27 protein-coding genes are annotated in these 26659 nt (G+C 60.8%); 9 read left to right on the top strand and 18 right to left on the bottom strand.

Annotated elements, in window-relative coordinates:
* Positions 1-5 precede the first annotated feature (5 nt).
* From AC3ISR_RS26065 to gbcA, 11 genes are all read right to left on the bottom strand, one after another.
* Positions 6-560: a hypothetical protein gene (locus AC3ISR_RS26065; RefSeq protein ID WP_192299876.1), complete on the bottom strand. Its 555-nt coding sequence runs from the start codon at positions 558-560 to the stop codon at positions 6-8.
* A complete protein-coding gene (locus AC3ISR_RS26060; protein WP_318652606.1) occupies positions 557-1282 on the bottom strand; it encodes a hypothetical protein in 726 nt (241 codons plus the stop codon). The genes AC3ISR_RS26065 and AC3ISR_RS26060 overlap by 4 nt, the downstream gene beginning before the upstream one ends.
* Positions 1263-2903, bottom strand: a complete 1641-nt coding sequence (locus tag AC3ISR_RS26055) for a GspE/PulE family protein (protein ID WP_192299875.1) — start codon at positions 2901-2903, stop codon at positions 1263-1265. Before AC3ISR_RS26055 ends, AC3ISR_RS26060 begins: the two co-directional genes overlap by 20 nt.
* A gap of 4 nt (positions 2904-2907) precedes the next feature.
* Positions 2908-4092, bottom strand: coding sequence for a type II secretion system F family protein (locus AC3ISR_RS26050; RefSeq protein WP_463984149.1), 1185 nt, complete (start codon positions 4090-4092; stop codon positions 2908-2910).
* The gene (locus tag AC3ISR_RS26045) at positions 4089-4553 is read right to left on the bottom strand and encodes a transglycosylase SLT domain-containing protein (protein WP_463984150.1); all 465 of its coding nucleotides are present in this window, start codon (positions 4551-4553) and stop codon (positions 4089-4091) included. The genes AC3ISR_RS26050 and AC3ISR_RS26045 overlap by 4 nt, the downstream gene beginning before the upstream one ends.
* A gap of 1 nt (position 4554) precedes the next feature.
* Positions 4555-4986 carry a type II secretion system major pseudopilin GspG gene (gene gspG, locus AC3ISR_RS26040; RefSeq protein ID WP_192299872.1) on the bottom strand — a complete coding sequence of 144 codons (432 nt, stop codon included), beginning with the start codon at positions 4984-4986 and terminating at the stop codon, positions 4555-4557.
* 266 nt (positions 4987-5252) lie between these two features.
* Positions 5253-6785, bottom strand: a complete 1533-nt coding sequence (locus AC3ISR_RS26035; protein WP_463984151.1) for a lytic polysaccharide monooxygenase — start codon at positions 6783-6785, stop codon at positions 5253-5255.
* A gap of 74 nt (positions 6786-6859) precedes the next feature.
* A complete protein-coding gene (locus tag AC3ISR_RS26030; protein WP_463984152.1) occupies positions 6860-7366 on the bottom strand; it encodes a pilus assembly FimT family protein in 507 nt (168 codons plus the stop codon).
* Positions 7353-7733 (bottom strand): type II secretion system protein, encoded by a 381-nt coding sequence (locus AC3ISR_RS26025; protein WP_192299869.1) that lies wholly within the window; start codon positions 7731-7733, stop codon positions 7353-7355. The genes AC3ISR_RS26030 and AC3ISR_RS26025 overlap by 14 nt, the downstream gene beginning before the upstream one ends.
* Positions 7708-8202, bottom strand: coding sequence for a prepilin-type N-terminal cleavage/methylation domain-containing protein (locus tag AC3ISR_RS26020; protein ID WP_226454819.1), 495 nt, complete (start codon positions 8200-8202; stop codon positions 7708-7710). The genes AC3ISR_RS26025 and AC3ISR_RS26020 overlap by 26 nt, the downstream gene beginning before the upstream one ends.
* A 906-nt stretch (positions 8203-9108) precedes the next feature.
* Complete coding sequence (gene gbcA / locus AC3ISR_RS26015) at positions 9109-10404, bottom strand: glycine-betaine demethylase subunit GbcA (protein WP_192299868.1); 1296 nt, start codon at positions 10402-10404, stop codon at positions 9109-9111.
* A 284-nt stretch (positions 10405-10688) separates the two neighbouring features.
* On the opposite strand from gbcA, the gene gbcB reads away from it, so the two are divergent.
* Positions 10689-11789 (top strand): glycine-betaine demethylase subunit GbcB, encoded by a 1101-nt coding sequence (gene gbcB / locus AC3ISR_RS26010; RefSeq protein WP_192299867.1) that lies wholly within the window; start codon positions 10689-10691, stop codon positions 11787-11789.
* A 146-nt stretch (positions 11790-11935) separates the two neighbouring features.
* Here gbcB and AC3ISR_RS26005 read toward each other — a convergent pair whose 3' ends face one another.
* Together AC3ISR_RS26005 and AC3ISR_RS26000 are read right to left on the bottom strand one after the other, a co-directional pair.
* Positions 11936-12136, bottom strand: a complete 201-nt coding sequence (locus AC3ISR_RS26005) for a hypothetical protein (protein WP_463984153.1) — start codon at positions 12134-12136, stop codon at positions 11936-11938.
* A gap of 183 nt (positions 12137-12319) precedes the next feature.
* Positions 12320-13360: a threonine aldolase family protein gene (locus tag AC3ISR_RS26000; protein WP_463984154.1), complete on the bottom strand. Its 1041-nt coding sequence runs from the start codon at positions 13358-13360 to the stop codon at positions 12320-12322.
* A 90-nt stretch (positions 13361-13450) separates the two neighbouring features.
* Between AC3ISR_RS26000 and AC3ISR_RS25995 the strand changes: the two genes are divergently transcribed.
* The 8 genes from AC3ISR_RS25995 to fdhA all read left to right on the top strand — a co-directional run bounded on the left by AC3ISR_RS25995 (position 13451) and on the right by fdhA (position 23288).
* Positions 13451-14173 carry a TraX family protein gene (locus tag AC3ISR_RS25995; protein WP_192299864.1) on the top strand — a complete coding sequence of 241 codons (723 nt, stop codon included), beginning with the start codon at positions 13451-13453 and terminating at the stop codon, positions 14171-14173.
* A 238-nt stretch (positions 14174-14411) separates the two neighbouring features.
* Complete coding sequence (glyA, locus tag AC3ISR_RS25990; RefSeq protein ID WP_192299863.1) at positions 14412-15665, top strand: serine hydroxymethyltransferase; 1254 nt, start codon at positions 14412-14414, stop codon at positions 15663-15665.
* Positions 15666-15687: 22 nt separating this feature from the next.
* Positions 15688-16938, top strand: coding sequence for a sarcosine oxidase subunit beta (locus AC3ISR_RS25985; protein WP_034115307.1), 1251 nt, complete (start codon positions 15688-15690; stop codon positions 16936-16938).
* A gap of 14 nt (positions 16939-16952) precedes the next feature.
* Complete coding sequence (locus tag AC3ISR_RS25980; RefSeq protein ID WP_073525868.1) at positions 16953-17255, top strand: sarcosine oxidase subunit delta; 303 nt, start codon at positions 16953-16955, stop codon at positions 17253-17255.
* Positions 17252-20269, top strand: coding sequence for a sarcosine oxidase subunit alpha (locus AC3ISR_RS25975; RefSeq protein ID WP_192299862.1), 3018 nt, complete (start codon positions 17252-17254; stop codon positions 20267-20269). Before AC3ISR_RS25980 ends, AC3ISR_RS25975 begins: the two co-directional genes overlap by 4 nt.
* A gap of 123 nt (positions 20270-20392) precedes the next feature.
* Positions 20393-21025, top strand: a complete 633-nt coding sequence (locus AC3ISR_RS25970) for a sarcosine oxidase subunit gamma (RefSeq protein ID WP_192299861.1) — start codon at positions 20393-20395, stop codon at positions 21023-21025.
* A gap of 10 nt (positions 21026-21035) precedes the next feature.
* A complete protein-coding gene (gene purU, locus AC3ISR_RS25965; protein ID WP_192299860.1) occupies positions 21036-21893 on the top strand; it encodes a formyltetrahydrofolate deformylase in 858 nt (285 codons plus the stop codon).
* A 195-nt stretch (positions 21894-22088) separates the two neighbouring features.
* The gene (gene fdhA / locus AC3ISR_RS25960) at positions 22089-23288 is read left to right on the top strand and encodes a formaldehyde dehydrogenase, glutathione-independent (RefSeq protein ID WP_192299859.1); all 1200 of its coding nucleotides are present in this window, start codon (positions 22089-22091) and stop codon (positions 23286-23288) included.
* Positions 23289-23330: 42 nt separating this feature from the next.
* Here the strand turns inward: fdhA and AC3ISR_RS25955 are convergent, their stop codons facing one another.
* From AC3ISR_RS25955 to AC3ISR_RS25935, 5 genes are all read right to left on the bottom strand, one after another.
* Positions 23331-23690, bottom strand: a complete 360-nt coding sequence (locus AC3ISR_RS25955; RefSeq protein ID WP_463984155.1) for a hypothetical protein — start codon at positions 23688-23690, stop codon at positions 23331-23333.
* Entirely contained in the window at positions 23691-24665 is a 975-nt protein-coding gene (locus AC3ISR_RS25950; RefSeq protein ID WP_463984156.1) for a hypothetical protein, read from the bottom strand.
* Between the two features lie 141 nt (positions 24666-24806).
* Positions 24807-25265 carry an anti-sigma factor gene (locus AC3ISR_RS25945; RefSeq protein ID WP_226454495.1) on the bottom strand — a complete coding sequence of 153 codons (459 nt, stop codon included), beginning with the start codon at positions 25263-25265 and terminating at the stop codon, positions 24807-24809.
* 85 nt (positions 25266-25350) lie between these two features.
* Positions 25351-26028 carry an anti-sigma factor gene (locus AC3ISR_RS25940; protein WP_463984157.1) on the bottom strand — a complete coding sequence of 226 codons (678 nt, stop codon included), beginning with the start codon at positions 26026-26028 and terminating at the stop codon, positions 25351-25353.
* On the bottom strand, positions 26025-26651 hold the full coding sequence (locus AC3ISR_RS25935) for an RNA polymerase sigma factor (RefSeq protein ID WP_226454493.1): 627 nt from the start codon (positions 26649-26651) through the stop codon (positions 26025-26027). Before AC3ISR_RS25935 ends, AC3ISR_RS25940 begins: the two co-directional genes overlap by 4 nt.
* Positions 26652-26659: the final 8 nt, after the last annotated feature.

Genomic DNA, 26659 nt, shown 5'->3' with positions numbered 1-26659 from the left:
GGCGATTACCCCGCGCCCACGGCGATCTTGACCTGCACCGGGTGTTGCGGGTCATTGGTCTTGAGGGTGCTTTGTTGCAGGTTCACGTGCAGCCGCGGCTGGGCCTTGAGCCGTTCGACAAATCGGAACGCATCGCCCAGCCGCCTGGCCTCCAGCTCCATGTGCAACAGCTGGGTCTGGGTGTTGACCTCGACCCGGGTCAGGGCCACGTCGGCGGACCAGGCTTGCGCCACAGCGTCGATCAGCGCGAAGGGTGTCGCCGCTTGCTTGGATAACGCTGCCAGCTGTTGTTTCTGCCGGGGCGACAGACGACTCGCAGCCTGGATCAATTGCTCCTGGCGTCGCGTCAGCTCGATGAACTGCTGCTCCCGTGCATCGGTCTGGCGTTGCTGCTGGTCCATGCGCTGCCAGTGCAACCAGGTGTTGAGCAGCACTCCCAGCGTGAGCAGCCACAGCACGGCGACCAGCGGCCGATGGACGCCGTCGGGGCGTTGCAAGTCCACCGCTGGCGCCTGGGGCGTGCGCAGGGTGTGCCAGGCGCTGGCGAGCCGGGATTTCATGTGGACGATTCCTCCAGCCACGGATGCAAGGGCCCCAGCCAGGGCGAGACAGGGCGATTGGCGACGATCAGCGTGGTCGTCGCCTGTTGCTGTGCCAGCAGGTCAGCGGTGAACAGGTTGTCGCTCAAGTGACTGTCGGGGCGGGTGGGCAGCACGCACACCTGGGACGGCGCACCGCTGTGTCGATACAGGCAACTGAGGCCGCTGGATTCGGGGACGGCCAGCACGCAGTCTTCGGGCAGGTATCGCCAGTAACGCTGGGCCACGGCCGTGAGCAGCGGTGTGCAACTCACCAGGGGCAGGTGCGCCAGCTTGAACAGCTCGCGGATGTCTTGCAGCAGGTCCCGTGGCAGGGCCACCGCCAGGCGATCGCGGCCGAAGCTACTGTTGGCGACCTGGACCTGCCAGTGTTCGCTGTCGATACCGGCCTGTTGGCTGAACGTGGCTTCGGCGAAGCCCTGCCAGTCAGTGTGGCGATGCAGGTCGGCTTGCCACGGCAGCATCAGGTAATGCACGTGGGGAAACCCCAGCAGCACGCTGGCCCGGTCCAGAAAGCGCACGCGACCGCGCGGCGCCTGTGCGAGCAGTTCGGCGCAGGCGGCCAAGGGTTCGCCGGCCTGTTCCGCGCGCCATACCGTTGCACCGCGCCAGCGCGGGCGCGCAGCCCAGACGGCGCCGCTGCTGTGCAGCCATACCACGTGCTCAATGAAAGGGAAGGACACGGAGGATCTCCTTGATCGTGGTGTGGCCCTGGGCGGCATGGGCCAGGCCGATGTCGCGCATGAACACATGGCCGGTCTCACGCGCCAGCTCGCGCAAGGTGGCTGCCGAGCTGCGGTTGAGCAGGCCCTCCTTGATGCTGTCGTTCAGCGTGAGCACTTCCGCCAGGGCGAGCCGTCCGCGATAACCCGTGTGACGACAGGCGTCGCAGCCTTTGCCCGCGCGGTAGTGGCCGTGTTTGAGTTGGTCATCGGCAAGCTGGACGAGGCGGGCGCTGTCGGCGTCGGGTTCGGCATTCACCGCACAATCCGGACACACCCGCCGCACCAGACGCTGCGCGACCACACCGTTGAGGGCTTCGACGAAGCTGGCTGGGTCCACGTCCATGTAGGTAAAGCGTTCAAGCACGCTGAACGCGCTGTTGGCGTGCACCGAGGACATCACCAGATGCCCGGTGAGTGCGGCTTGCACCGCGATGCCGGCGGTTTCACTATCGCGGATTTCCCCGACCAGAATGGTGTCGGGGTCATGGCGCAGGATAGAGCGCAGACCACGGGCGAAGGTCAGCCCCTTTTTGTCATTCACTGGAATCTGCAGCACACCGGGTAGTTCGTATTCCACCGGATCTTCGATGGTGATGATTTTTTTCTCGCCGGTGTTGATCTCCGACAGGGTCGCGTACAGCGTGGTGGATTTGCCGCTGCCGGTGGGCCCGGTCACCAGCAGCATGCCGTAGGGCTCGCTGGCCAGCAGGCGGATGCGGGCGATGGTGTCGGCGGCGAGGCCGAGGCTTTCCAGGCTCAGGGATTCACCGCGCTGGGACTTGTCGAGAATCCGCAGCACCGCGCCTTCGCCATGGATGCTGGGCATGATCGACGCACGAAAATCCACCTCACGGCCTTGGATCTTCATCTTGAATCGCCCGTCCTGGGGCACCCGGCGCTCGCCGATGTCCAGCTCCGACAGGACCTTGATCCGCGACAGCGCCTGCTCGGCCATGTCCAGGCCGTTGGCCTTGCCCATCGCTTGCAGCACACCGTCGATGCGGTATTTGATGTCCAGGCCTTCGGGGTTGGTCTCCAGGTGGATGTCGCTGGCGCGGCTTTGCAGCGCATCAAACAACATGGAGTTGATCAGGCGCACCACGGGGTTGTCGTCGCGGGCAATGCTGCTCAGGGAGATTTCCTGGGCGGCCTGGCCGACGCGGGCGTCTTCATTGTCCTCGCCAAACGGCTGCATCACGCGCTGGCTGGTTTCGGCGAGCGCCAACTGGGCCTTGACCGCGCCCGGCAGGCTCATCGCCAGGGGCAGTGAATGCAGGTTGGGGGTGGACTGGATCCAGTGCCGATTGGCCAGGGTGAACGGGTCGCCGAGCACCAGGCAGGGGTGGCCCTGGTAGTCCAGGGGCAGCACGTTGTGCATCAGCGATTGGGGCAGTGGCAGCAGGTCGAAACGCCAATGGCTTTCCGTCAGGTGCTTGGGTTTGATCGGCGTCAGGCCCAGGGGGGTGGCGATGGTTGCGAGTTGATCGGGTGCCTTGTCCAGCACTTCCAGCAGGTAGTTGGCCAAGGACATCGAGCGTTGTTGCGCCAATGCTTGCCATTGCCGTGTCTGTTCGCTCATGGCGCTACCCCTGAATGGAACCTGCCAGTTCGAAGATCGGCATGTACAACATGAACACGATCAGGCCGATCAAGCCGCCCACCACCAGCATCAACAGAGGCTCGAAAACTTTGCTGAAGAGTTCGATGGCGCGCTCCAGCGCTTCATCGTGAAATTGCGCGATGCGCTCGCACATCGCCGCCAGTTCACCGCTCTGTTCACCGACCCGCAACAGGCGTTCGGCGACGGCGGTGGTCAGTTGATGGCGGGCCAGGGACGTGGACAGCGGCTGCCCGGCCTGGATGTCGGTCATGGCCTGGCGCAGCGCGCCCTGACGCTCGGCGGGCAGTAGTGCGCCGGACATGTGCACCGCCGTGACCACCGGCATCCCGCCCATCAGCAACATGCCGGCGGTGCGGTAGAAACGCGCAAGGACAAACAGCGTGCGCTGGGCGCCGAGGCTGGGAATCTTCCAGAACAGGTCGGCGGCGCGACGCTTGAACGCGGCGCTGCGCAACAGCAGCACCAGGCCGACAGTCGCCAGCACCACGGCGCTCAACAATTCGCGGCCACGGGTCTCCACCAGCGCGCCCCACCACACCATGAAACGTGCGGTGGCGGGCAGGTCGCTGACCGAGTCGAACACCGAGGCGAACCGCGGGATCACGAAAAACAGCAGGAACAACAGGATCAGCGCGCCGACGCTGAGCACCACCAAGGGATACATCAGCGCACCGCTGACGCGTTTTTTCACGCTCTCCAGGTGTGCCTCGAAGTGGTGATAACGGCGCAGGGCCACCGCCAGTTGGCCGCTGTGTTCGGAGGACGCCACGGTGGCGATCAACAACTCGGGAAAGGTCTGTGGCTTGAGCTGCATGGCCTTGGACAGTGAGTTGCCCTCGTACATCGAGGCCAGCAAGTCGCTCATGACGTGCCGGTTGATCCCCGCCGGCGCCTTGTCCCGCAGGGTTTCCACGGCCTCCACCAGCACCAGCCCGGCATCCAGCAGCACCACCAGTTCCTGGATAAACAGGCCCAGGGCGAACTTGGCGCGGCGGCTGGGCAGCTTGAGTTGGCGGCGTGTCTTCAGCGACACCACCTGGGCGCCATCGGCTTGCAGTTGCTGGCGTGCCTGGGCGAGGTCGCGGGCTTGCAGGCGCAGGGTCTGCAAATGACCGTCACGGATGATGCGCGCGTCGATGTCGATCATGGCGTCTGCCTCGCCAACTGCTCGCGTTGTTGCCGCAATACGCCGTAGTAGCGCCATACCGCCAGTGCATAGCTTGAGCGCCGCGTCGCACGATCCGGCCGGGCGCCCGCGTTATACGCGCCGACGGCCTGCCAGCCATAACCCGTCTGTTGAATAAACCCGGCGAGGATCCACGCGCCGACCATCACGCTGGTACAGGGCTGGCTGATCAATTGCTGTTCGGTGATGCCAAAGCGGGCGAGGGCGGGCAAGTGGCGGCTGTTGATCTGCATCAGGCCCAGGTCCTGGCTGCCGTCACCGTTGAGATTGCGTGCGTTGGGGTTGAGGTTGGATTCGACCTTGGCGATGGCGTACAGCAACAGCGGATCGACGTGATAACGGCTGGCCGCCAACTGCCAGCAGTCGGCCTGGGCGGTGCCCACGAGGCACAGCAAGGTCAGGGCGATCCGCAGCGTGTGCATGTCAGAGTCCGTAGACGATGTCGGCGTAGGTGTTTACACCGCCGGCCTTGCCATCGCGGCCCAGCGAGATGATCTCGGCATCGTTGGGCGGGGTGCCGGGGTTCTTGAAAATGTACGGGTTGCCCCAGGGGTCTGGCGGCAGCGTTTTCAGATACGGCCCCTGCCAGTTCGCTGCGTTGGCGGGGCGGGTAGTGAGGGCGTTGAGGCCGAGGGTTTCGTCGGGGTAGTTGCCGTTGTCCAGGCGGTACTGGTTCAAGGCATCCGCGATGGACTTCATCTGGCCCTGGGCGGTTTGGACTTTGGCCAGCTCGAGCCGGTCGAACATTTTGGGACCAACGTAGCCGGCGAGGAGCGCGATGATCAGCAGGACGACGAGCAGCTCCAGCAGGGTGAAGCCGTGTTGGGGGCTGTGGATAAGCGTGCGTGTGCGCATGGCGATACCCGACGGTTGTGTGTAACTCTTCCGGCCCGCGTTTTTGAAGCGGGCACCGCCGGTAGGACTGCGTCAGTTAAGAAATGAACATCTGTTGTTGGAGACATAATTCCAAGTGATAGGTGAAATATAGCGTTACTTGATATGCAGTATGAGCGAGGCACATATAACGTTTAGCACTCAGAAATAGTGAATTATTGAATAACGTTTCAAACAACGCCGTACATTGTGTACGGCGTTGTTTTACCCGTGTTCACCTCTGGTCGTTATTGTTTCTCCCACGCTTGGCTCCACGCGAGCCCTTTACCGGGTTCATAGTAGAGAGGCGAGCCGTCGCACCATGGTTTTTGCAGGCACTTATAGTTCTCTCCATTATGGGAGTAGATTTTACCGGCTTCATGCGATCCGCTTGGTACATACGGACCGTCGGGCTGTTGTCCGCCGGTTGCTGGCGTAATGGTAACGTCCTGTTCAGCCTGGGCTGTTTTATTGTTCTGAGCGTCCAGTACGTTCAAACGCACCTTGTGCACCGTTGTCTGAGGGACGCCTACGGTCACACCGTTCAACGTGACTTGGTCGTACGGTGCAGTCATACCGATGAAGGCCCAGTTGTATTTCAATCGACCGTTGTATCCAACCGACTGGCTGGCGCTGAAGGTAAACGGCTTGCCGGACTGGAGGGTAGTGGGGCCGGAAATCCGCGCGATCGGAGCGGTAGGGTTGACAGGGTTTTGACCTCCTCCCGGGATGATTGCCATCGCCTGTGCATACCCTTGCACGGTGGCGTAAACGGAGTTGGCGCTGGGGTCAGCAGTATTAAATACAATATTGCCGTTTTGTTTTTCCCCTACTTTTGCGATGGCTGGATTTATTTTATTAGCCAGCTGTTGCCCCCAGACTTTTGGGTCCAGATTACTTCCAGTAATGGGCAGGGTAATGTCAACGATCTCTTTGGCTGCGGGTGTGTTGTCCAGAATACGGAAGTGAACGGCATCATCCGGTTTTAGCCCACCCATGATGGCATCTATGAACTGCCCCATATCGAACCATTGCCCTGGAGTCACCGCATTGACAATATTGATGTCGCTGCAGTTATAGAAACCCTCGCCTGCCGGGTCAATACGCTGCCACTGTACGAATAGGGTGGCATTGCCACTTTGTCCTGAAGGTACAGGGACCAAGAACTCGAAATATCCAGAGGCGCCTGGGATAGCGGGCGGAGAATTACCCCAGTTGGTTTTCGCGACGGTCAGTTGCTCGGTGTGGATAAGAACCAGGTCCCTCCAGGTCAAGGGCGATTTGGTCGGGTCAAAGCCAGGTTTAGTGAGGAACACCTTTGCAAAGCTGGGCACGTGTGGCGCGGTCCCGATGATTCGGACCGTCATCATGCCATTGACCGGTGTCACATCGGTTCGGAACCAGTCCGCCGATACCCGGTTCAACCCCGCTTTCTTATCATCGCCAGCCGAACACAATTTACCGTCTGGAACCTGCTGCTCGACGATGGCTGGATCGTTATAGCCGGGTGCCGCAATCAAGTGGGCGACTTCGTTCCATTGTTGAAATTGATACGCCCATTCGGCGGGAGTGGAAAAGACTAAGGCGGCTCCTCTACAGCCTTTGTCTTTGATCGACGACCCGTCTTGCGAGGCCCAATAGCCTCCGTCTTTCTGACACTTCACTTGCCTGGCAATCGGAGTGTCTACTGCCCCATGTGCCCATCCCAAGGCGGGCACCAGCAAGGCCGCAGCCAACACCCACTTGATCAAATACTGCGTATACCTCTGTAAGTTGTTCATGCTCTATTCCACCTTCAATTCAGATAAACAAGTTCCGAACTGCTGGAACGACCAGTTGTGTAAATGCATTCACGTCATCGGTTCAGCTGATCTCCCATGGGAGCGGTGCGGGTTGGAGGGCTACTCTGTACAGAGCCATACAGAAACACCCACCCTTGATAACTGCCTTGCCCTGTAAAACTCTGATTGATCACTGCAAAGTTGCCTTGCTTGAACGGTGTGCCGTGGGCTTTGCTGAATACGCCCATGATGGTGTCACCCGGCCCGGCGACTACGCCCCAGTCTGTGGTGCCGCTCAGGGGGTCGTTGTAGAGCTTGCGCAGGTAGCGTTTGACGGTGGGTTGGCGGCGGTCCTGGACCAAGTCTTCGAGGGCCTTGGGAAAGGTGTTGCCCTCGCGGTAATACAGGCCGATCGCCCGACGAATCTCGTTGCCCCGCGCGAGCAATTCCAACTCACGCTCGCGCTGCAACACGCTGGACCACAGCGTGCCCACCTGCATCAACATGACGGCCACCACGGCCACCGTCACCAACATGCCCATGAACACCGAGCCGTGTTGGCGTGGTTTACCAGTCGGCATAGGCGCTCCCGTCGCTGGCAGTGCCGGGTGCGCCGCTGCGCACGTCGCCCAGGCCTTGTTCGTCGGAGGGTTGCAGTTGCCAGGTGTCGCGGCTGCCGGTCACCGGGTCCCGGGGGATCTCACGCAAGTAGCGCTTATCCACCAAGGCTTGCAGGCTGTCGGGGTTGGCGCCGTGGTCTTCGCGGTATTGGTCCAGGGCCTGGCGGATCGACGACAGGTTGTGGCGCAGCACGGTTTCCTGGGCCTTGGCGTGCTGGCGGAAATACTGGGGGGTCACGAGGGTCATGAGGGTCGCGATGATGGCCATGACCACCAGCAACTCGATCAGGGTAAAACCCCGATTACCAGGTGTTGTAGGGCGTTCCATTCAAACTCTCCCGAGTGCTGCGCGATGAAACGTCGAAGACATCTTCCCCCTCTTGCGGGCTGTCGGCGCTGCTCTTGTAACTGCGCAGCTGCCAGGTTTTTTCAGGCGCAAGTTCCGGACACTCGCAGACTGGATCGCGAGGAATGCGCCGCAGGAAATAGAGTTTTTGGCCTTGCAGGTTGGTTTTGTCCGTCACGCCTTCCACCAGTGCGTGCAAGGTGGGCGGGTAGCCGCTGTCGGTGACGCTCTTTTCAATGCGTCCGTCGTCGCTGGCTTCCTTGTAGGAATCGATGGCGCGCCGGATCTCCCGCAACGAGCGCTGCAAGTCGAGTTCACGATCACGTTTTCCCATCAGTGCTGTCAGCGGATATGCCACTGTCGCAAGCGTGGCCAGCAGGGCCAGCGTCAGTAGTAACTCAATCAGCGTAAAACCTTTGGCGCAGTGATGGCTGGTTTGACCCTGCCAGATCACCGTGGTCTCTCCTGTTGTTGCGCCAAGGACGTCCGCGTTAACCCAGGCTTGTGAAGTTGGATGCAACAGTCAGTGTAGATGCCGTATGTTTTTTGTACAGTTGCGCGGGTTACCCACAATCGCTGTGAGCGTAGCTGTGGATAAGGTGTTGGTGCTTGTCCACAGGCCACGCCAATCAACGGCTCCAGGCCCTTGTATGAAAACTGACCAGGCTAAGTCACGGTTTTTAAGGCAGTTTTCGTGTGGATAAGGCACCTGCGGGTTCTGGAGTTGCCCCCAAAGTCTGTTGGCGCTTCTGTGGATAAGATGTTTGCTATCGGCTACAGGCCAGGTGGATAGGGCGCTTCACGCATGTGATCATATTTTGATCAATTTCCGGTAATTGTGCGCCCAACTCCCTCGAAGCCTCGATTTATGAAGCTTTAAGGTGGTTTTCCACAGCGCTTTCAAAGTTACACCCAAAGTCTGTTGGCGCTTCTGTGGATAAGGTGTTTGCGTACTGCTGCATGCCAAGGATTACGTGGCTTGTAGAGTTATGGTCAAAAAATGATCAGCGCGTACTCAAAACCGTCTGACTGAATAAGTCACGGATTTTCTTCGGTTATTTTTGGCTGGAAGACACAGTTGCCCACAATTGCTGTGGGTGGCTTTGTGGATAAGTTGTTGGGCAAAGGCTGGAGGGCCTATTGCTAGCGGCCTGTAGGCTGTATGGCTAAATTTTGAACAGTGTGCGGATCAAACTGTGGGAGATTCCATGGTTGAGGGGCAGCCTATCTGCCAGCGGCGCCGATCAACTGTGGGAGCGGGCTTGCCCGCGAAAGCGGTGTATCAGTCAACTTCATCCGTGACTGACACTGCGCCTTCGCGAGCAAGCCCGCTCCCACATCAAGCCCGCATGTTTGTTTATTCGTGTGCGGCCACGCCCTTGAGGTAAGGCGCCGGTGCCGCACCCAGGTTGTTGAGCATGCGCTCGCTGTACCAATCCACGAAGTTCACCACGCCGAACTCGTAGGTCTTGGAGTACGGGCCCGGTTGGTAGGCGGTGGAGTTGATGCCGCGCTGGTTTTCTTCGGCCAGGCGACGGTCCTGGTCGTTGGTGGCGTCCCACACCTGGCGCATGCGCTCCACGTCGTAGTCCACGCCTTCGACGGCGTCTTTGTGCACCAGCCACTTGGTGGTGACCATGGTTTCCTGGGCGCTGATCGGCCACACGGTGAACACGATGATGTGGTCGCCCATGCAGTGGTTCCACGAGTGCGGCAGGTGCAGGATGCGCATCGAGCCCAGGTCCGGGTTCTTGATGCGGCCCATCAGCTTGGCGCAGCCCTGCTTGCCGTCCAGGGTCATCGACACGGTGCCCTTGAGCAGCGGCATGCGCACGATGCGGTTACGCAGGCCGAAGCTGGCGTGGGCGTACGGGATCTTCTCGGCGTCCCAGGCGGCGGCCGATGCGGCGACGTGATCCTTGAAGGCCTGGTCGGCGCGAGGGTCGGTGACGTCGTCCCATTCCAGCAGGGTCTTCAACAGTTCCGGGTGCGACGCGTTGCAGTGGTAGCACTCGCGGTTGTTTTCCAGCACCAGCTTCCAGTTGGCCTTCTCCATCAAGGTGGTTTGCACCGCCACCTTGGTGTTTTCCATGTCGTACGGTTCCATGTAATGGTTCAGCGTCGACAGGAAGTCATCAATGGCTGGCGGGTTCTCGGCCAGGCTGATAAAGATGTAGCCGCCAGCGGTCTTCACGTTCACCGGCTTCAAGCCATACTGCTTCATGTCGAAGTCGGCACCCATCTCGGTGCCGGCGAACAGCAGGCGGCCGTCCAGCTCGTAGGTCCACTGGTGGTAGTGGCAGACCAGCTTGGCGACCTTGCCCTTGTCGCTGGTGCACAAGCGCGAGCCACGGTGACGGCACACGTTGTGGAACGCATGCACCACGCCTTCGGCGCCGCGGATCACGATGATCGGGTTCTTGCCCACTTGCAGGGTCAGGTAGTTGCCCTTGGCGGGGATCTCGCAGGTCATGCCGGCGATCAACCATTCTTTCTGGAAGATTTCCTGCATGTCGATATCAAACAGTCGCTCATCAGAGTAGAACGGCTGTGGCAGCGAGAAAGTGCGCTCGCGCTCTTGCAGCATTTGCGCGGTGGCCTTGCGTGCGGGTTCCAGCGGATCGCCCAAGCTTAAGGTTGCGGTGACGTCCATCGTGTGTGTCCTCATGGCCATTCTGTGTGGCCGGCGAATAGTGGCTACGGTTGGTGCAGTGCAAGGCGTAAAGAAAGCGTCGTTGTTGGGAGCGAGTGTGGGGCCGCCGATGGGTTGAACCTTATCCATGGGCGACATGGCCCAATCTGTTCCCGACGCGCAAGCCTAGGTAGTTGGGGGCTGGTCGCGATAAGTATGTGAATGTCGCAGATAGGTAAATGGGCGGTTGCGACGTTACGCAGAATCGCCACCATAAAGCCGAACATCGGCAGTGGAGAATCAGCATGTCCAACAGCTTCCTGAATCCGGTAACCACCCAGACCTGGGCCAATGGTCGACACATTGTCCGTTGCGTCAAAGTCATCCAGGAAACCTGGGACGTGCGCACCTTCTGCTTCATGGCCGACCAGCCGATCCTGTTCTTTTTCAAGCCGGGGCAGTTCGTCACCCTGGAGCTGGAAATCGAAGGCCAGCCGATCATGCGCTCCTACACCATTTCCAGCTCGCCGTCGGTGCCGTACAGCTTCTCGGTGACGATCAAGCGCGTGCCGGGCGGCAAGGTGTCCAACTGGCTGCACGATACCTTGCACGAAGGCCAGGAGCTGGCGGTGCACGGGCCGGTCGGCCTGTTCAACGCCATCGATTTCCCCAGCCCGAAAGTGCTGTACCTCAGCGGTGGTGTCGGGATCACCCCGGTAATGTCCATGGCGCGCTGGTTCTACGACACCAACGCCAACGTCGACATGACGTTTATCCACAGCGCCCGCTCGCCCAAAGACATCATCTACCACCGCGAGCTGGAACACATGGCGTCGCGGATCGACAACTTCAGCCTGCACCTGATCTGCGAAAAGCATGGCCTGGGCGAACCATGGGCGGGTTATCGCGGCTACCTCAATCACAAGATGCTCGAGCTGATGGTGCCGGACTTCCTTGAGCGCGAAGTGTTCTGCTGCGGCCCGACGCCGTACATGAACGCGGTGAAACGCCTGCTGGAAGTCGCCGGGTTCGATATGGCGCGTTATCACGAGGAATCCTTCGGTGCCACGCCGGCGGAAGCGCGTGCCGATGCGGTAGAGCAAGCTGAACAAGCGGCGGATGCGCCGGAGATCGACCTGGCGGACCTGCATCAAGTGGAGTTCATTGCCTCGGGCAAAAGCATCCGCGTGGCGCCGGGCGAAACCGTGCACGCGGCAGCGGCCAAGCTCGGCCTGTTGATCCCGAAAGCCTGTGGCATGGGGATCTGCGGCACGTGCAAGGTGATGAAGCTGGGTGGCGAGGTGGAGATGGAGCACAACGGCGGGATCACCGAGGAAGACGAGGCCGAGGGTTACATCCTGTCGTGCTGCAGCGTACCGAAGGGTGACGTGCGCATCGAGTTCTGACAGCGGGCGCAGTTCAGAGTAGGAGCGGGCTTGTGTGGGAGCGGGCTTGCTCGCGAAAGCGGTGTGTCAGATCACTGATCTGGTGACTGATACTGCGTATTCGCGAGCAAGCCCGCTCCCACACAAGCCCGCTCCCACATCAGTGGTTACTGGGCGTAGATATGCACGACGAAGTGCTGACCTGATGCTGTCAATTCATAGACTTTATCGTAGATCCTCAACGTCCTTGATGGCTCGCGGATGGTGTCGCCGACTCTGGCGGATTTCCTGAACTCATCCCAGTCGATGACTGTGGTGTTGACGCCGTCGTCGCTTTGCAGGGTGGTACCGTTGCTTTGATATTCCATGGTTTGGCTCTCTGCTGGATTTCCATTTCCGGCCGATGATTCGGCAGGCAGTTGTACCCGGAAGGTGGCCGCTGCAGCGGCCTTTTCCTTGCGGGTTCCAAGAGGCTAGTCAATGAAAATACAGTGTGCTGCTGTCAGAAATATCAAATAACAGACTCGGCATAGCGCCAGTATCCGCCGGGATCAGGCGCCCATCACTTTCCGAATATCATCGGCCAATTCCCTTACACGTTCCTCTTCTGTGTCCCACGCACACATGAAGCGCGCGCCGCCTTTGCCGATGAAGGTGTAGAAGCGCCAGCCCTTGGCTGTCAGCGCCGCAATCGCCGGTTCCGAGAGTTGCAGGAACACGCCGTTGGCCTGCACCGGGAACATCAGCTCCACGCCGGGAATATCCGCCACCAGGCTGCTCAACAGTTGCGCGCAATGGTTGGCGTGGCGTGCGTGTTTGAGCCAGGCGTCGTTTTCCAGCAGGCCTACCCAAGGGGCAGACAGGAAGCGCATTTTCGACGCCAACTGGCCGGCCTGTTTGCAGCGGTAGTCGAAGTCTTCGGCCAGCTTGTGGTTGAAGAACAGGATCGCTTCACCCACGGCCATGCCGTTCTTGGTGCCGCCAAAGCACAGCACGTCGACGCCGGCCTTCCAGGTCAGGTCGGCCGGCGAGCAGCCCAGGAATGCGCAAGCGTTGGAGAAGCGTGCGCCGTCCATATGCAGGTTCAGCCCGAGTTCCTTGCAGGTGGCGCTGATGGCGCGGATTTCGTCCGGGGTGTACACGCTGCCGACTTCGGTGGCCTGGGTCAGGGTGACCACGCGGGGCTTGGGGTAGTGGATGTCCTGGCGCTTGAGGGCGATCTCGCGGATCGATTCCGGGGTCAGCTTGCCGTTTTCGGTACGGGCGGTGAGCAGCTTGGAGCCGTTGGAGAAAAACTCCGGCGCGCCGCATTCGTCGGTCTCGACGTGGGCGGTTTCCGAGCAAATCACGCTATGGTAGCTCTGGCACAGCGAGGACAGCGCCAGGGAGTTGGCGGCGGTGCCGTTGAAGGCGAAGAACACTTCACAATCGGTTTCGAACAGGTTGCGGAAACCGTCGGCGGCGCGGTGGGTCCATTCATCATCGCCGTAGGCACGTTGATGGCCGTGGTTGGCTTGTTCCATGGCGGCCCAGGCTTCCGGGCAAATGCCGGAATAGTTGTCGCTGGCGAATTGTTGGCTCTTGTCAGTCATGGCCCATTCCTGTGGTCGATGTTGGTGCGCACTGTAACCAAGATTGTCGCGGGTGCGCACGCTCTGTAAATGCAAAGTCACTGGGGAATTATGCACGGCACTCACACCTTGCCTGTCGGACCTGTCCGAGATGGCGCTTTGGACTTGCTCAAGTGGCTGGCGCTGCTGTGCATGGTGCTCGATCACCTGCGCTATGTCGGGTTGAGCCTGGACGGTTTGTATGTGCCGGGGCGCCTGGCGTTCCCATGGTTTTGCCTGGCGATTGCGGCGAATCTGCACCGGGTGAAAGGGGCCCCGGTCAGCGTGCGCTACCTGGGCTGGCTGCTGTTGTTCAGTGTGATCAGCGAGGTACCGTACCGGTTGTTTATCGAGGATGCCGATACGTTGAATGTGTTGCCGACCTTGGCGCTGGGAATGCTGGTTGCGCGAGGATGGCAGCAGAAGACGCTTTTTGATCGAGGATTGGCGCTGATTGCCCTCACGATAGCCGGCGTGTTTTCCCCGTACCTGATGTTCGGATTTTTTGGCGTGCTGCTGCCGTTGGCGATGCTGCTGGTGTTTAGCCGTGCCTGGTATTTCAGCGTATTGCCGGGGTTGGTCTGCGTGGCCGCCAATCAATGGCAGGTGTTGCTCGATAGCGGCACGCTGATGGCGATGTCGGGATTGGCCACATGCCTGATCGCGCCATTGGCCGGTCTGGTCTTGTTGCGACATGCCAAAAACGCCTCGCCGCCGGCGATGCGGCGCTGGGCCTACACCCTCTATCCTCTGCATTTTCTGCTGCTGTTAATCGTCCGCAAAATCATTGCGTAACCCCCTGTGGGAGCGGGCTTGCTCGCGAATGCGGTGGGTCAGTCAACACATGTATTGGCTGGCCCACCGCATTCGCGAGCAAGCCCGCTCCCACATTTTTTCTGCGGCGCTCAATGAATGTCGTAAACGCACCTTTGCGTGGCGTGCGTAGGCATTTGATCTACAGGCGCCAGCCCTACCATCGCATCAAAGGGCCCTGCACCGGGCCTCAACAATACGAAAGGCTGGGAGAGACGCGATGTTCAGCAAACAAGACCAGATCCAGGGATATGACGATGCACTGCTGGCGGCGATGAATGCCGAGGAGCAGCGCCAGGAAGATCATATCGAGCTGATCGCGTCAGAGAACTACACCAGCAAGCGCGTGATGGAAGCTCAAGGCAGCGGCCTCACCAACAAATATGCCGAAGGCTACCCAGGCAAGCGTTACTACGGTGGCTGCGAGCATGTGGATAAAGTGGAAGCCCTGGCCATCGAACGCGCCAAGCAGCTGTTCGGCGCCGATTACGCCAACGTGCAGCCACACTCCGGTTCGTCCGCCAACAGCGCCGTGTACCTGGCCCTGCTGAACGCCGGCGACACCATCCTGGGCATGAGCCTGGCCCACGGCGGTCACTTGACCCACGGCGCCAAAGTGTCGTCCTCGGGCAAGCTGTACAACGCGGTGCAATACGGCATCAACACCGACACCGGCCTGATCGACTACGACGAAGTCGAGCGCCTGGCGGTCGAGCACAAGCCGAAAATGGTCGTGGCCGGTTTCTCTGCCTACTCCAAGACTCTGGATTTCCCACGCTTCCGTCAGATCGCCGACAAGGTTGGCGCGCTGTTGTTCGTTGACATGGCCCACGTCGCCGGCCTGGTTGCCGCCGGCCTGTACCCGAACCCGCTGCCGTACGCCGATGTGGTCACCACCACCACCCACAAGACCCTGCGCGGTCCACGTGGTGGTTTGATCCTGGCCAAGTCCAACGAAGAGATCGAAAAGAAACTCAACGCCGCCGTATTCCCCGGCGCCCAGGGCGGCCCGCTGATGCACGTCATCGCCGGCAAGGCCGTGTGCTTCAAGGAAGCGCTGGAGCCAGGCTTCAAGGCCTACCAGCAACAAGTGATCGATAACGCCCAGGCGATGGCCAGCGTGTTTATCAAACGCGGCTACGATGTAGTGTCCGGCGGCACCGATAACCACCTGTTCCTGGTCAGCCTGATCCGTCAGGGCCTCACCGGCAAAGAGGCGGATGCCGCCCTCGGTCGCGCCCACATCACCGTCAACAAAAACGCCGTGCCGAATGACCCGCAGTCGCCGTTCGTGACCTCGGGCCTGCGCATCGGCACCCCGGCGGTGACCACGCGTGGTTTCAAAGTGGCGCAGTGCATCGAACTGGCCGGCTGGATCTGCGACATCCTCGACAACCTCGGCGACGCCGACGTCGAGGCCAACGTGGCCAAGCACGTGTCTGCCCTGTGCGCTGATTTCCCGGTTTATCGCTGAGCGCGGTTTTGGAGTAATGACTATGCAACGCTACTCGGGCTTCGGCCTCTTCAAGCACTCCCTCAGCCACCACGAAAACTGGCAGAAGATGTGGCGCACGCCCACCCCTAAAAAGGTCTATGACGTGGTCATCGTCGGCGGCGGCGGGCATGGTCTGGCGACCGCCTACTACCTGGCAAAAGAACACGGCATCACCAACGTGGCCGTGGTCGAGAAAGGCTGGCTGGGCGGCGGTAACACCGCGCGCAACACCACCATCGTGCGTTCCAACTACCTGTGGGACGAGTCGGCGCACCTGTACGAACATGCGATGAAACTGTGGGAAGGCCTGTCCCAGGACCTGAACTACAACGTGATGTTCTCCCAGCGCGGCGTGTACAACCTGTGCCACACCCTGCAAGACATCCGTGACTCCGAGCGGCGTGTGAGCGCCAACCGCCTCAACGGCGTGGACGGCGAGCTGCTCAACGCCAAGCAAGTGGCCGACGAGATCCCGTACCTCGATTGCTCGAAAAACACCCGCTACCCGGTACTCGGTGCCACCGTGCAACGGCGCGGCGGCGTGGCCCGTCACGATGCCGTGGCGTGGGGCTTTGCCCGTGCTGCCGACGCCCTTGGCGTGGACCTGATCCAGCAGACCGAAGTGATCGGTTTCCGCAAGGAAAACGGCGTGTGCATCGGCGTGGAAACCACCAAGGGCTTTATCGGCGCCAAGCGCGTCGGTGTGGTCACGGCCGGTAACTCCGGGCACATGGCTTCGCTGGCCGGGTTCCGCCTGCCGATCGAATCCCATCCGCTGCAAGCGTTGGTGTCGGAGCCGATCAAGCCGATTATCGACAGCGTGATCATGTCCAACGCCGTGCACGGTTACATCAGCCAGTCCGACAAGGGCGACCTGGTGATCGGCGCCGGTATCGACGGCTACAACGGCTACGGCCAGCGTGGTTCGTACCCGGTGATCGAGCACACCATCCAGGCCATCGTCGAGATGTTCCCGGTGCTGTCGCGCGTACGCATGAACCGCCAGTGGGGCGGCATCGTCGACACCACGCCGGACGCCTGCCCGATCATCTCCAAGACGCCAGTGCCGAACATGTTCTTCAACTGCGGTTGGGGCACCGGTGGCTTCAAGGCCACTCCAGGCTCAGGCAACGTGTTTGCCGCCAGCCTCGCCAAGGGTGAAATGCACCCGTTGGCCGCACCTTTCTCCATCGACCGTTTCCACAACGGTGCGTTGATCGACGAACACGGCGCTGCGGCCGTCGCCCACTAACAGGAGAAATTCCTATGTTGCATATCTTCTGTCCTCACTGTGGCGAACTGCGCTCCGAAGAGGAATTCCACGCGTCCGGCCAAGCGCATATCCCGCGCCCGCTGGACCCGAATGCCTGCACCGATGAGCAGTGGGGCGACTACATGTTCTTCCGCGACAACCCCCGTGGCCTGCACCACGAGTTGTGGATTCACGCCGCCGGTTGCCGCCAGTATTTCAACGCGACCCGCGACACCCTGACCTACGAAATTCTTGAAACCTACAAGATCGGTGAGAAGCCACAATTCACCGCCAAGGCCTCTGGAGAGAAGGTATGAGCCAGACCAATCGCCTGTCCAACGGTGGCCGGATCGACCGTAATAAAGTCCTGACGTTTACCTTCAACGGCCAGACCTACAAGGGCTTTGAAGGCGACACCCTGGCCGCCGCCCTGTTGGCCAACGGCGTCGACATCATCGGCCGCAGCTTCAAGTACTCGCGTCCTCGCGGCATCTTCGCCGCCGGCGCCGAAGAGCCGAACGCGGTGTTGCAGATCGGTGCGACCGAAGCCACCCAGATTCCCAACGTGCGCGCCACGCAACAGGCGCTGTACCAAGGCCTGGTCGCCACCAGCACCAACGGCTGGCCGAACGTCAACAATGACGTGATGGGCATTCTCGGCAAGGTCGGCGGCAAGCTGATGCCGCCGGGTTTCTACTACAAAACCTTCATGTACCCACAATCGTTCTGGATGACCTACGAGAAGTACATTCGTAAGGCTGCCGGTCTGGGCCGCTCGCCGACCGAGAACGATCCGGACACCTACGACAACTTCAACCGTCACTGCGACGTGCTGGTGGTCGGTGCAGGCCCTGCCGGCCTGGCCGCCGCACTGGCTGCCGCACGCAGCGGCGCGCGCGTGATCATTGCCGACGAGCAGGAGGAGTTCGGCGGTTCGCTGCTCGATTCCCGCGAAAGCCTCGACGGCAAGCCGGCTACCGAATGGGTCGCCAGCGTCATCGCTGAACTCAAGGCCCTGCCGGACGTGGTGCTGCTGCCGCGCGCCACCGTCAACGGCTACCACGACCATAACTTCCTGACCATTCACGAGCGCCTCACCGATCACCTCGGTGACCGTGCGCCGATTGGCGTGGTGCGTCAGCGTATCCACCGTGTGCGTGCCAAGCGCGTGGTGCTGGCGACGGGCGCGTGCGAGCGTCCACTGGTGTACGGCAACAACGACGTGCCGGGCAACATGCTCGCCGGTGCGGTCTCTACCTACGTGCGTCGCTACGGCGTGGCGCCGGGTAAAAAACTGGTGCTGTCGACCAACAACGACCACGCCTACCGCGTTGCGCTGGACTGGCTCGACGCCGGCCTGCAAGTGGTCGCCGTCGCCGATGTGCGCCACAACCCACGTGGTGCGCTGGTGGAAGAAGCCCGCGCCAAAGGTATTCGCATCCTCACCGGCAGCGCCGTGATCGAAGCCCGTGGCAGCAAGCACGTCACCGCTGCCCGTGTGGCCGCGATCGATGTGAAAGCGCACAAAGTCACCAGCCCAGGCGAATGGCTGGACTGTGACCTGGTGGCCAGTTCCGGCGGCTACAGCCCGGTGGTTCACCTGGCGTCGCACCTGGGCGGCAAGCCGACCTGGCGTGAAGACATCCTCGGTTTTGTCCCGGGCGAAGCGCCGCAGAAACGCGTGTGCGTCGGTGGCATCAACGGCGTCTACGGCCTCGGCGATTCCCTGGCCGATGGTTTTGAAGGCGGCGTGCGCGCGGCCAGCGAAGCCGGTTTTGCGCCGGTGGAAGGCACCCTGCCAAAAGCCCTGAGCCGCTTGGAAGAGCCAACGCTGGCGGTATACCAGGTGCCCCACGACAAGCCGACCGCACGGGCGCCGAAGCAATTCGTCGACCTGCAGAACGACGTCACCGCCGCCGCCATCGAACTGGCGACCCGCGAAGGTTTCGAGTCGGTCGAGCACGTCAAGCGCTACACCGCGCTGGGCTTCGGCACCGACCAGGGCAAGCTGGGCAACGTCAACGGCCTGGCGATTGCCGCCCGTTCGTTGAACGTGACCATCCCGCAGATGGGCACCACCATGTTCCGTCCGAACTACACGCCGGTGACGTTCGGCGCGGTGGCAGGTCGTCACTGTGGGCACATCTTCGAACCTGTGCGCTACACCGCACTGCAAGCCTGGCACGTGAAGAACGGCGCCGAGTTTGAAGACGTCGGCCAGTGGAAACGCCCATGGTATTTCCCACGCAACGGTGAAGACCTGCACGCCGCGGTGAAACGTGAATGCCTGGCCGTGCGCGACAGCGTGGGCCTGCTGGATGCGTCCACACTCGGCAAGATCGACATTCAGGGCCCGGATGCCCGTGAGTTCCTCAACCGCATCTACACCAACGCCTGGACCAAGCTCGATGTGGGCAAGGCGCGCTACGGCTTGATGTGCAAGGAAGACGGCATGGTCTTCGACGACGGCGTAACGGCCTGCCTCGCCGACAACCACTTCCTGATGACCACCACCACCGGCGGCGCTGCTCGCGTGCTGCAGTGGCTGGAAATCTACCAACAGACCGAATGGCCAGACCTCAAGGTGTACTTCACCTCGGTCACCGACCACTGGGCCACCATGACCCTGTCCGGCCCCAACAGCCGCAAGCTGCTGGCCGAAGTCACCGACATCGACCTGGACAAGGACGGCTTCCCGTTCATGACCTGGAAAGAAGGCCTGGTGGGCGGCGTACCGGCGCGGGTGTTCCGGATCTCGTTTACCGGCGAGCTGTCGTACGAAGTCAACGTGCAGGCCGACTACGCCATGGGCGTGCTCGAACAGATCGTCGCGGCGGGCAAGAAGTACAACCTGACCCCGTACGGCACCGAAACCATGCACGTGCTGCGGGCCGAGAAGGGCTTCATCATCGTCGGCCAGGATACCGACGGCTCGATGACCCCGGACGACCTGAACATGGGCTGGTGTGTTGGTCGCACCAAGCCGTTCTCGTGGATCGGCTGGCGCGGCATGAACCGTGAAGACTGTGTGCGTGAAGAGCGCAAGCAACTGGTGGGCCTCAAGCCGGTCGATCCGAAAGTGTGGCTGCCCGAAGGTGCGCAACTGGTGTTTGATCCGAAGCAGTCGATCCCGATGAAGATGGTCGGTCACGTCACTTCAAGTTATGCGCACAACTCCCTTGGTTATTCGTTTGCCATGGGCGTGGTGAAGGGCGGCTTAAAGCGCATCGGTGAACGGGTGTTCTCGCCACAGGCCGATGGCAGTGTGATCGAGGCGGAGATTGTGTCTTCGGTGTTCTTCGATCCTAAGGGCGATCGTCAAAATATCTGACGGACCGAGTAGCGGCCTTCGCGAGCAAGCCCGCTCCCACATTTGGAATGCGTAACCCCTGTGGGAGCGGGCTTGCTCGCGAAGACGCCAGTAGCCTCACAACAGAATTTGGATAGGTGCTTTATGACAGCAGCCAATGTGTACCAACAACGCCCAACCACCGGGGCCAAGGCCGAGTCGTCGCTGCACCATGCCGACCTCGCCAGCCTGGTTGGCAAGGGCCGCAAGAACGCCGGTGTGACCGTGCGTGAAAAGAAACTCCTGGGCCACCTGACCATCCGGGGCGATGGGCACGATGCAGCCTTCGCCGCCGGCGTGCACAAGGCCCTCGGCATCGAACTGCCCAGCGCCCTGACCGTGATCGTCAAAGGCGAAACCAGCCTGCAATGGCTCGGCCCGGATGAGTGGTTGCTCATCGTGCCAAGCGGTGAAGAATTCGCCGCCGAGAAAAACCTGCGCGAGGCCCTGGGTGATTTGCATATCCAGGTGGTCAACGTCAGCGGCGGCCAGCAGATCCTTGAGCTGAGCGGCCCGAACGTGCGCGATGTGTTGATGAAGTCCACCAGCTACGACGTGCACCCCGACAACTTCCCGGTAGGCAAGGCGGTGGGCACGGTGTTCGCCAAGTCGCAACTGGTGATCCGCCACACGGCCGAAAACACCTGGGAACTGCTGATTCGTCGCAGCTTCTCGGACTACTGGTGGTTGTGGTTGCAGGACGCCTCGGCGGAATTCGGCCTCAACGTCCAAGCCTGAGGAATCAGCCATGAGCCGCGCACCTGATACATGGATTTTGACCGCCGACTGCCCCAGCGTGCTCGGCACGGTGGACGCGGTCACCCGCTACCTGTTCGAGCAGGGCTGCTACGTTACCGAGCACCACTCGTTCGATGACCGGCTTTCGGGCCGGTTTTTCATCCGCGTGGAGTTCCGCCAGCCCGACGGTTTTGACGAGCAAGGTTTCCGCGATGGCCTGGCCACTCGCGGCGGAGCCTTTGGGATGATCTTCGAGCTGACGGCGCCGAACTACCGGCCAAAAGTGGTGATCATGGTCTCCAAGGCCGATCACTGTCTCAACGACCTGCTGTACCGCCAGCGCATCGGCCAACTGTCGATGGACGTGGTTGCGGTGGTGTCCAACCACCCTGATCTGAAGCCGTTGGCCGACTGGCACCAGATTCCCTACTACCATTTCCCCCTCGACCCCAATGACAAACCGTCCCAGGAGCGTCAGGTGTGGCAGGTGGTGGAAGACACCGGTGCCGAACTGGTGATCCTTGCGCGCTACATGCAAGTGCTGTCGCCGGAGCTGTGCCGCAAACTTGATGGAAAGGCCATCAACATTCACCACTCGTTGTTGCCGGGGTTCAAGGGCGCCAAGCCGTATCATCAGGCGTACAACAAGGGCGTGAAGTTGGTGGGCGCCACGGCGCATTACATCAACAACGATCTGGACGAAGGCCCGATCATCGCCCAGGGCGTGGAGGTGGTGGATCACAGCCACTATCCCGAGGATTTGATCGCCAAGGGGCGTGATATTGAAGGGCTGACGTTGGCCCGGGCCGTTGGGTATCACATTGAGCGGCGGGTTTTCTTGAACGCCAATAGGACTGTGGTGCTCTGATGGACGCCTTCGCGAGCAAGCCCGCTCCCACATTCGACTGGGTTCCAACCTTGGAATGCAGTCGAATGTGGGAGCGGGCTTGCTCGCGAAGAGGCCTTCACTAACAACGCAAAAACAGCATCTGTACCCGAGCATTTAACGCGCTGCCCACCCAAGGGCAACGCAGTTCCATAAAAACAACAGCGAGGTGAAAGCATGTCTGGTAATCGTGGTGTCGTGTATCTCGGCAACGGCAAGGTCGAAGTACAGAAAATCGACTATCCCAAAATGCAGGACCCCCGTGGCAGGAAGATCGAGCATGGCGTCATCCTGCGCGTGGTCTCCACCAACATCTGCGGCTCCGACCAGCACATGGTGCGCGGCCGTACCACCGCCCAGACCGGCCTGGTGCTCGGTCACGAGATCACTGGTGAAGTGATCGAGAAGGGCAGCGACGTCGAGAACCTGAAGATCGGCGACCTGGTTTCCGTCCCCTTCAACGTCGCCTGCGGCCGCTGCCGCTCGTGCAAAGAGCAACACACCGGCGTGTGCCTGACCGTCAACCCGGCGCGTGCCGGGGGGGCCTACGGCTACGTCGACATGGGCGACTGGACCGGCGGCCAGGCCGAATACGTGCTGGTGCCGTACGCCGACTTCAACCTGCTCAAGCTGCCGGACCGCGACAAGGCCATGGAAAAAATCCGTGACCTGACCTGCCTCTCCGACATCCTGCCAACCGGCTACCACGGCGCCGTCACGGCCGGCGTTGGCCCCGGCAGCACCGTGTACATCGCCGGTGCCGGCCCAGTCGGCCTGGCCGCTGCCGCGTCTGCTCGCCTGCTCGGTGCGGCGGTGGTGATCATCGGTGACGTCAACACCATCCGCCTGGCCCACGCCAAGGCCCAGGGTTTTGAAATTGTCGACCTGTCCCAGGACACGCCGTTGCATGAACAGATCGCCGCGTTGCTGGGCGAGCCTGAAGTGGATTGCGCAGTCGACTGCGTGGGCTTCGAAGCCCGTGGTCATGGGCACGACGGCGTCAAGGCGGAAGCCCCGGCCACCGTGCTCAACTCGCTGATGGGCGTGGTGCGCGTGGCGGGCAAGATCGGCATTCCGGGCCTGTACGTCACCGAAGATCCGGGTGCCGTCGACGCCGCCGCGAAAATGGGCAGCCTGAGCATCCGCTTCGGCCTGGGCTGGGCCAAATCCCACAGCTTCCACACCGGCCAGACCCCGGTGATGAAGTACAACCGCGCGCTGATGCAAGCGATCATGTGGGACCGTATCAACATCGCCGAGATCGTCGGTGTGCAGGTCATCAGCCTGGACGACGCGCCAAAAGGCTACGGCGAGTTTGACGCAGGCGTGCCGAAGAAGTTTGTGATCGATCCGCACAAGCTGTTCAGCGCGGCGTAATCGACAGATAAGGGCGACTCAGGGTCGCCCTTATCTCATGGGTCAGTTTTTTATAAACAACCAGCTGATACACATACTGATGAAAGAGATGAAGCTGATCAGGGTGGGGATGACCATCCAGTACTTGAGATGCGCAGGTATTTTTTCGACATCCTCAACACGTACCAAATGCCTCCATTGAAATAGTGTGGGAACTAGAATGATGAGCGCCATGGCGACGAGACGAGAGGGCCGCCCTTCAAAGGGAGCATTACGAAGTGCAGTCTTGTGCACGATGATATAGGCGCTGCAGTCCACATAGCGCTCTGCAGCATCGAGTTTTTTGAACATGGCGTAAAAGATCAGCGGGAAGCTAAGTAGCATGATGGCCCCCGAGCAGATGCCGATGTATTCAATGAACATCTAATCCCTCACAGTCTTGAAGAGAAATCTTCCAGTACTTTCCCCCAACTCGCTCCCCACCTTGCCACCGACCAGTCCGCCTGCTGCACCACCTACAACTGCGCATGCCAAGGCGCCGGCGCCTGCCGTCGGTATGCCAAAAACAATCATGCATGCCGCAATACCGATAGGGGCCCCGAATGTACCTCCCGCAGCAGCACCACCGATGCCAAGTACTAGCTTGCCTCCTTCAACGTACTTTGCCTGGGTGCAGTCTTGCTCACGTCCGGTAGAGCAAGCCTGCGTTATCTCCAACGCCGTTGCCCCTACATCCAGCGCTATACCGATGTAAGTCCCCTTCTTCAGCATTTGCGAGGCCTTGGCTATACGCTTGACCGACTGCTCGTACCCCTGGATTTCCCCATGGTGCCAATAGCTCTTACTGGAAATCCCTAGCATCTTTTTAATCGAACCTTCGCGTTTCAACCCTGTGCCCCAGTGCGCAAATCCTGAGAGTTGAATATCAAGCTTCGCAAACAGTTCCCTGCGTTTAAACAAGAACTCATCTCTTGCAGCCAGGGTGCCCTTTCTCAAGTACTGCTTATGCAAATCATCGATGTCCTTGAGCGTTTTCTCGATCTTTGCCAGGTGATTGCTCCAGGCACCACTGGTGCTGCCAATGCCAAGAGAGGCCAGGGACATGATTACTTGTAGTTGATCGTAGTTTTTGACCAAGAATTGATCGACGGCAGAGTGCGCCAATAACGAGTGTTTGATGTTTTCGGCTGAGCGCATCAATCGCGCTTCTTCTGCCGTGCAGGACGCTGTTCGGTTATCTCCGATAATGACCAACTGCCCAGGCAACACCACGGTGTTGCGGATGTGCTGATTGAGGAGATCGAACTTTGTGTGCGTGTGCAGGTTGAGTGACAGGCTTAGTTTGAGCAGTGGATAAGGCTGAGGCCTTTCGTTGATGAATGCGTAGGGTCCTTGCATCGCGTACACCTCCAAGACTGTGGCGCACGACTATAAGAAGGCGCCACAGATGGAGTAAGACGCTAACTGGAGCATGGTTAACGTTTCAGAAGCGGACTACTCAAGTGTCCGCTCGTGCCTACAATGGCAGTGTGGGAAGGATCAGCGATTGGCCAACGCCCCTTGGTACACCGTCGGGCCTGTCGGCTGTTTGCTCACCGAGCCGCCTTTGGTTTCCGAACTCACCATCAGCGTGACCGGCTTCTTGATCGACTCCTGCTGGCGCGGGTTGAGGCCGATGATGCCTTTGCCGTCTTCCGGCAACAGGCCAAGGGACACTGGCACACCGTCTTCGGGGATTGCCCACAGTTCCAGGCTCTGGTCTGGCGCAGGGGTGGCGGCGGCAATCGGTTGCACTTCCAGGTAGTCCTTGTGGGCCATGATCTGCGCAGCGGGCTGCTGGGTCGTGGTCACCAGGGTCGCGGCGGATTTGACCGAGTCTTGGGTGTAAAGGGCACCGCCGATACCCGCGAGCACCACAAGGCAGGCGCCCACGAACAGACGCGGGCCGTTCCAGAATGAGGGTTTGTGCTCAATCACTTGGGGGTCGATCGTAGTCATAGGTCTCTTCCTGACAAATTTTGTAGTCAACTCATGGACCTTGTGCAGGACGATGGGTTCCTGAACCCATCGCCCGTGATCTTCGCTAAAGTGATGCCAATTTGCCTTGATATAGCACTGGGCCAGTGGGCTGGCCGGTCGGTGAGCCGCCTTGTGGCTCCAGGCTCACGGCCAAGGTCAGTGGCGTGGAGAGCAGGGCTTTTTGTGCGTTGTTCAGCTGGATTTGACCTTTACCCGCTGTGGGTACCAAGCCCAGTGAAATCGGTTTGCCACCGGCGGGGATCGCCCACAGTTGCAGGGCACGCGCCGGTTCCACGGCGGCCAGGGCCAGCGGCTCGACCTGCAGTCGGTCGCCCACCGCCTGCACCCGCAATGCCGGTTGCTGGCTGGCGTTGACCAGGGTGGCGTTGTACGTCACGCCTGGATCGCGGGGGTACAGCACCCCCACCAGCAGCGCCGCGCCCAGCACGCAAGCGGCCGCGAGCAAGCGCCAACTGATCCTGAACGCTTTCTTCGCCGGCATATGCAGCACCTGCGGTTCGATGCGCGCCTGGATGCCCGCCCAAACGTGATCCGGCACCGGGTGTTCCGGCAGCTCGCCGGTCAGCGTGGCGAGGGCGTCCTGCCAATGGCCGAGCTCGACCCGCAGCGCGGGATCTTCCAGCAGCAACCCATCAAAGCGCCGACGCGCGGTCGCGGGCATCAGACCGATGGCGTAGTCGGCCGCGAGAGCGCGGCGCAGGGGCGTGGTTTGGTAGTTCATGATTCAAGGCACCTGCGTAGGCGCTCCATGCCGCGACGGATCCAGGATTTGACCGAGCCCAGCGGCGCCGCCATGTGCGCGGCCAACTCTGCGCACGACAGGCCCTTGAAGTAGGCCACGCTGATCGATTGACGCTGCATGCCGTCAAGGCTGTCGAGGCAGCGGTTCAGTGCATGGGTATCGCGTTCGCGGTCGAGTTGCTCGTGGGCGCTGGGGCCGTCATCGAGCAGGGCGTCCTGCTGGCCGTCGGCCAGGGGTTGCTCGCGGTGTTTGCGCAGTTGGTCGATGGCCAGGTTGCGGGTGATGTTGACCATCCACGTCATCGGCGCCGCCAGGTGGGCCTCGTAGCGCGAGGCGTTGTACCAGATACGCACGAAGGCTTCCTGCAGCACCTCTTCGGCCAGGTCCGGGCGCCCCATGAACCGCAAGGCAACACCGTGCAAGCGCGGCGAAACACTGCGGTAAAGGGTTTCGAACGCCTGGCGATTGCCCTCGGCACATCGGGCCAGCAAGGCGCACAACGGATCAGCGTCGTTGATCGAAATAAGGCATCTCCAGGCTCGCGAACGAGGGCGACGGCACTGCGCACGGTAGGCAAAGGGTAGTTCAGCTTGTGCGTTCATTCCATTTC

The sequence above is a fragment of the Pseudomonas sp. GL_117 genome (genome assembly GCF_057835125.1).
Note: the sequence above shows the minus strand (reverse complement) of the source record. Positions and strands in the feature narration are given on the sequence as shown.

What these genes read in the sequence shown, in the direction of transcription:
- AC3ISR_RS26065 (WP_192299876.1), bottom strand. Translation starts at nt 560, where the DNA reads ATGAAATCCCGGCTCGCCAGCGCCTGGCACACCCTGCGCACGCCCCAG.
- AC3ISR_RS26055 (WP_192299875.1), bottom strand. Translation starts at nt 2,903, where the DNA reads ATGAGCGAACAGACACGGCAATGGCAAGCATTGGCGCAACAACGCTCG.
- AC3ISR_RS26050 (WP_463984149.1), bottom strand. Translation starts at nt 4,092, where the DNA reads ATGATCGACATCGACGCGCGCATCATCCGTGACGGTCATTTGCAGACC.
- AC3ISR_RS26045 (WP_463984150.1), bottom strand. Translation starts at nt 4,553, where the DNA reads ATGCACACGCTGCGGATCGCCCTGACCTTGCTGTGCCTCGTGGGCACC.
- gspG (WP_192299872.1), bottom strand. Translation starts at nt 4,986, where the DNA reads ATGCGCACACGCACGCTTATCCACAGCCCCCAACACGGCTTCACCCTG.
- AC3ISR_RS26035 (WP_463984151.1), bottom strand. Translation starts at nt 6,785, where the DNA reads ATGAACAACTTACAGAGGTATACGCAGTATTTGATCAAGTGGGTGTTG.
- AC3ISR_RS26030 (WP_463984152.1), bottom strand. Translation starts at nt 7,366, where the DNA reads ATGCCGACTGGTAAACCACGCCAACACGGCTCGGTGTTCATGGGCATG.
- AC3ISR_RS26025 (WP_192299869.1), bottom strand. Translation starts at nt 7,733, where the DNA reads ATGGAACGCCCTACAACACCTGGTAATCGGGGTTTTACCCTGATCGAG.
- gbcA (WP_192299868.1), bottom strand. Translation starts at nt 10,404, where the DNA reads ATGGACGTCACCGCAACCTTAAGCTTGGGCGATCCGCTGGAACCCGCA.
- gbcB (WP_192299867.1), top strand. Translation starts at nt 10,689, where the DNA reads ATGTCCAACAGCTTCCTGAATCCGGTAACCACCCAGACCTGGGCCAAT.
- AC3ISR_RS26005 (WP_463984153.1), bottom strand. Translation starts at nt 12,136, where the DNA reads ATGGAATATCAAAGCAACGGTACCACCCTGCAAAGCGACGACGGCGTC.
- AC3ISR_RS26000 (WP_463984154.1), bottom strand. Translation starts at nt 13,360, where the DNA reads ATGACTGACAAGAGCCAACAATTCGCCAGCGACAACTATTCCGGCATT.
- AC3ISR_RS25995 (WP_192299864.1), top strand. Translation starts at nt 13,451, where the DNA reads ATGCACGGCACTCACACCTTGCCTGTCGGACCTGTCCGAGATGGCGCT.
- glyA (WP_192299863.1), top strand. Translation starts at nt 14,412, where the DNA reads ATGTTCAGCAAACAAGACCAGATCCAGGGATATGACGATGCACTGCTG.
- AC3ISR_RS25985 (WP_034115307.1), top strand. Translation starts at nt 15,688, where the DNA reads ATGCAACGCTACTCGGGCTTCGGCCTCTTCAAGCACTCCCTCAGCCAC.
- AC3ISR_RS25980 (WP_073525868.1), top strand. Translation starts at nt 16,953, where the DNA reads ATGTTGCATATCTTCTGTCCTCACTGTGGCGAACTGCGCTCCGAAGAG.
- AC3ISR_RS25975 (WP_192299862.1), top strand. Translation starts at nt 17,252, where the DNA reads ATGAGCCAGACCAATCGCCTGTCCAACGGTGGCCGGATCGACCGTAAT.
- AC3ISR_RS25970 (WP_192299861.1), top strand. Translation starts at nt 20,393, where the DNA reads ATGACAGCAGCCAATGTGTACCAACAACGCCCAACCACCGGGGCCAAG.
- purU (WP_192299860.1), top strand. Translation starts at nt 21,036, where the DNA reads ATGAGCCGCGCACCTGATACATGGATTTTGACCGCCGACTGCCCCAGC.
- fdhA (WP_192299859.1), top strand. Translation starts at nt 22,089, where the DNA reads ATGTCTGGTAATCGTGGTGTCGTGTATCTCGGCAACGGCAAGGTCGAA.
- AC3ISR_RS25955 (WP_463984155.1), bottom strand. Translation starts at nt 23,690, where the DNA reads ATGTTCATTGAATACATCGGCATCTGCTCGGGGGCCATCATGCTACTT.
- AC3ISR_RS25950 (WP_463984156.1), bottom strand. Translation starts at nt 24,665, where the DNA reads ATGCAAGGACCCTACGCATTCATCAACGAAAGGCCTCAGCCTTATCCA.
- AC3ISR_RS25945 (WP_226454495.1), bottom strand. Translation starts at nt 25,265, where the DNA reads ATGACTACGATCGACCCCCAAGTGATTGAGCACAAACCCTCATTCTGG.
- AC3ISR_RS25940 (WP_463984157.1), bottom strand. Translation starts at nt 26,028, where the DNA reads ATGAACTACCAAACCACGCCCCTGCGCCGCGCTCTCGCGGCCGACTAC.
- AC3ISR_RS25935 (WP_226454493.1), bottom strand. Translation starts at nt 26,651, where the DNA reads ATGAACGCACAAGCTGAACTACCCTTTGCCTACCGTGCGCAGTGCCGT.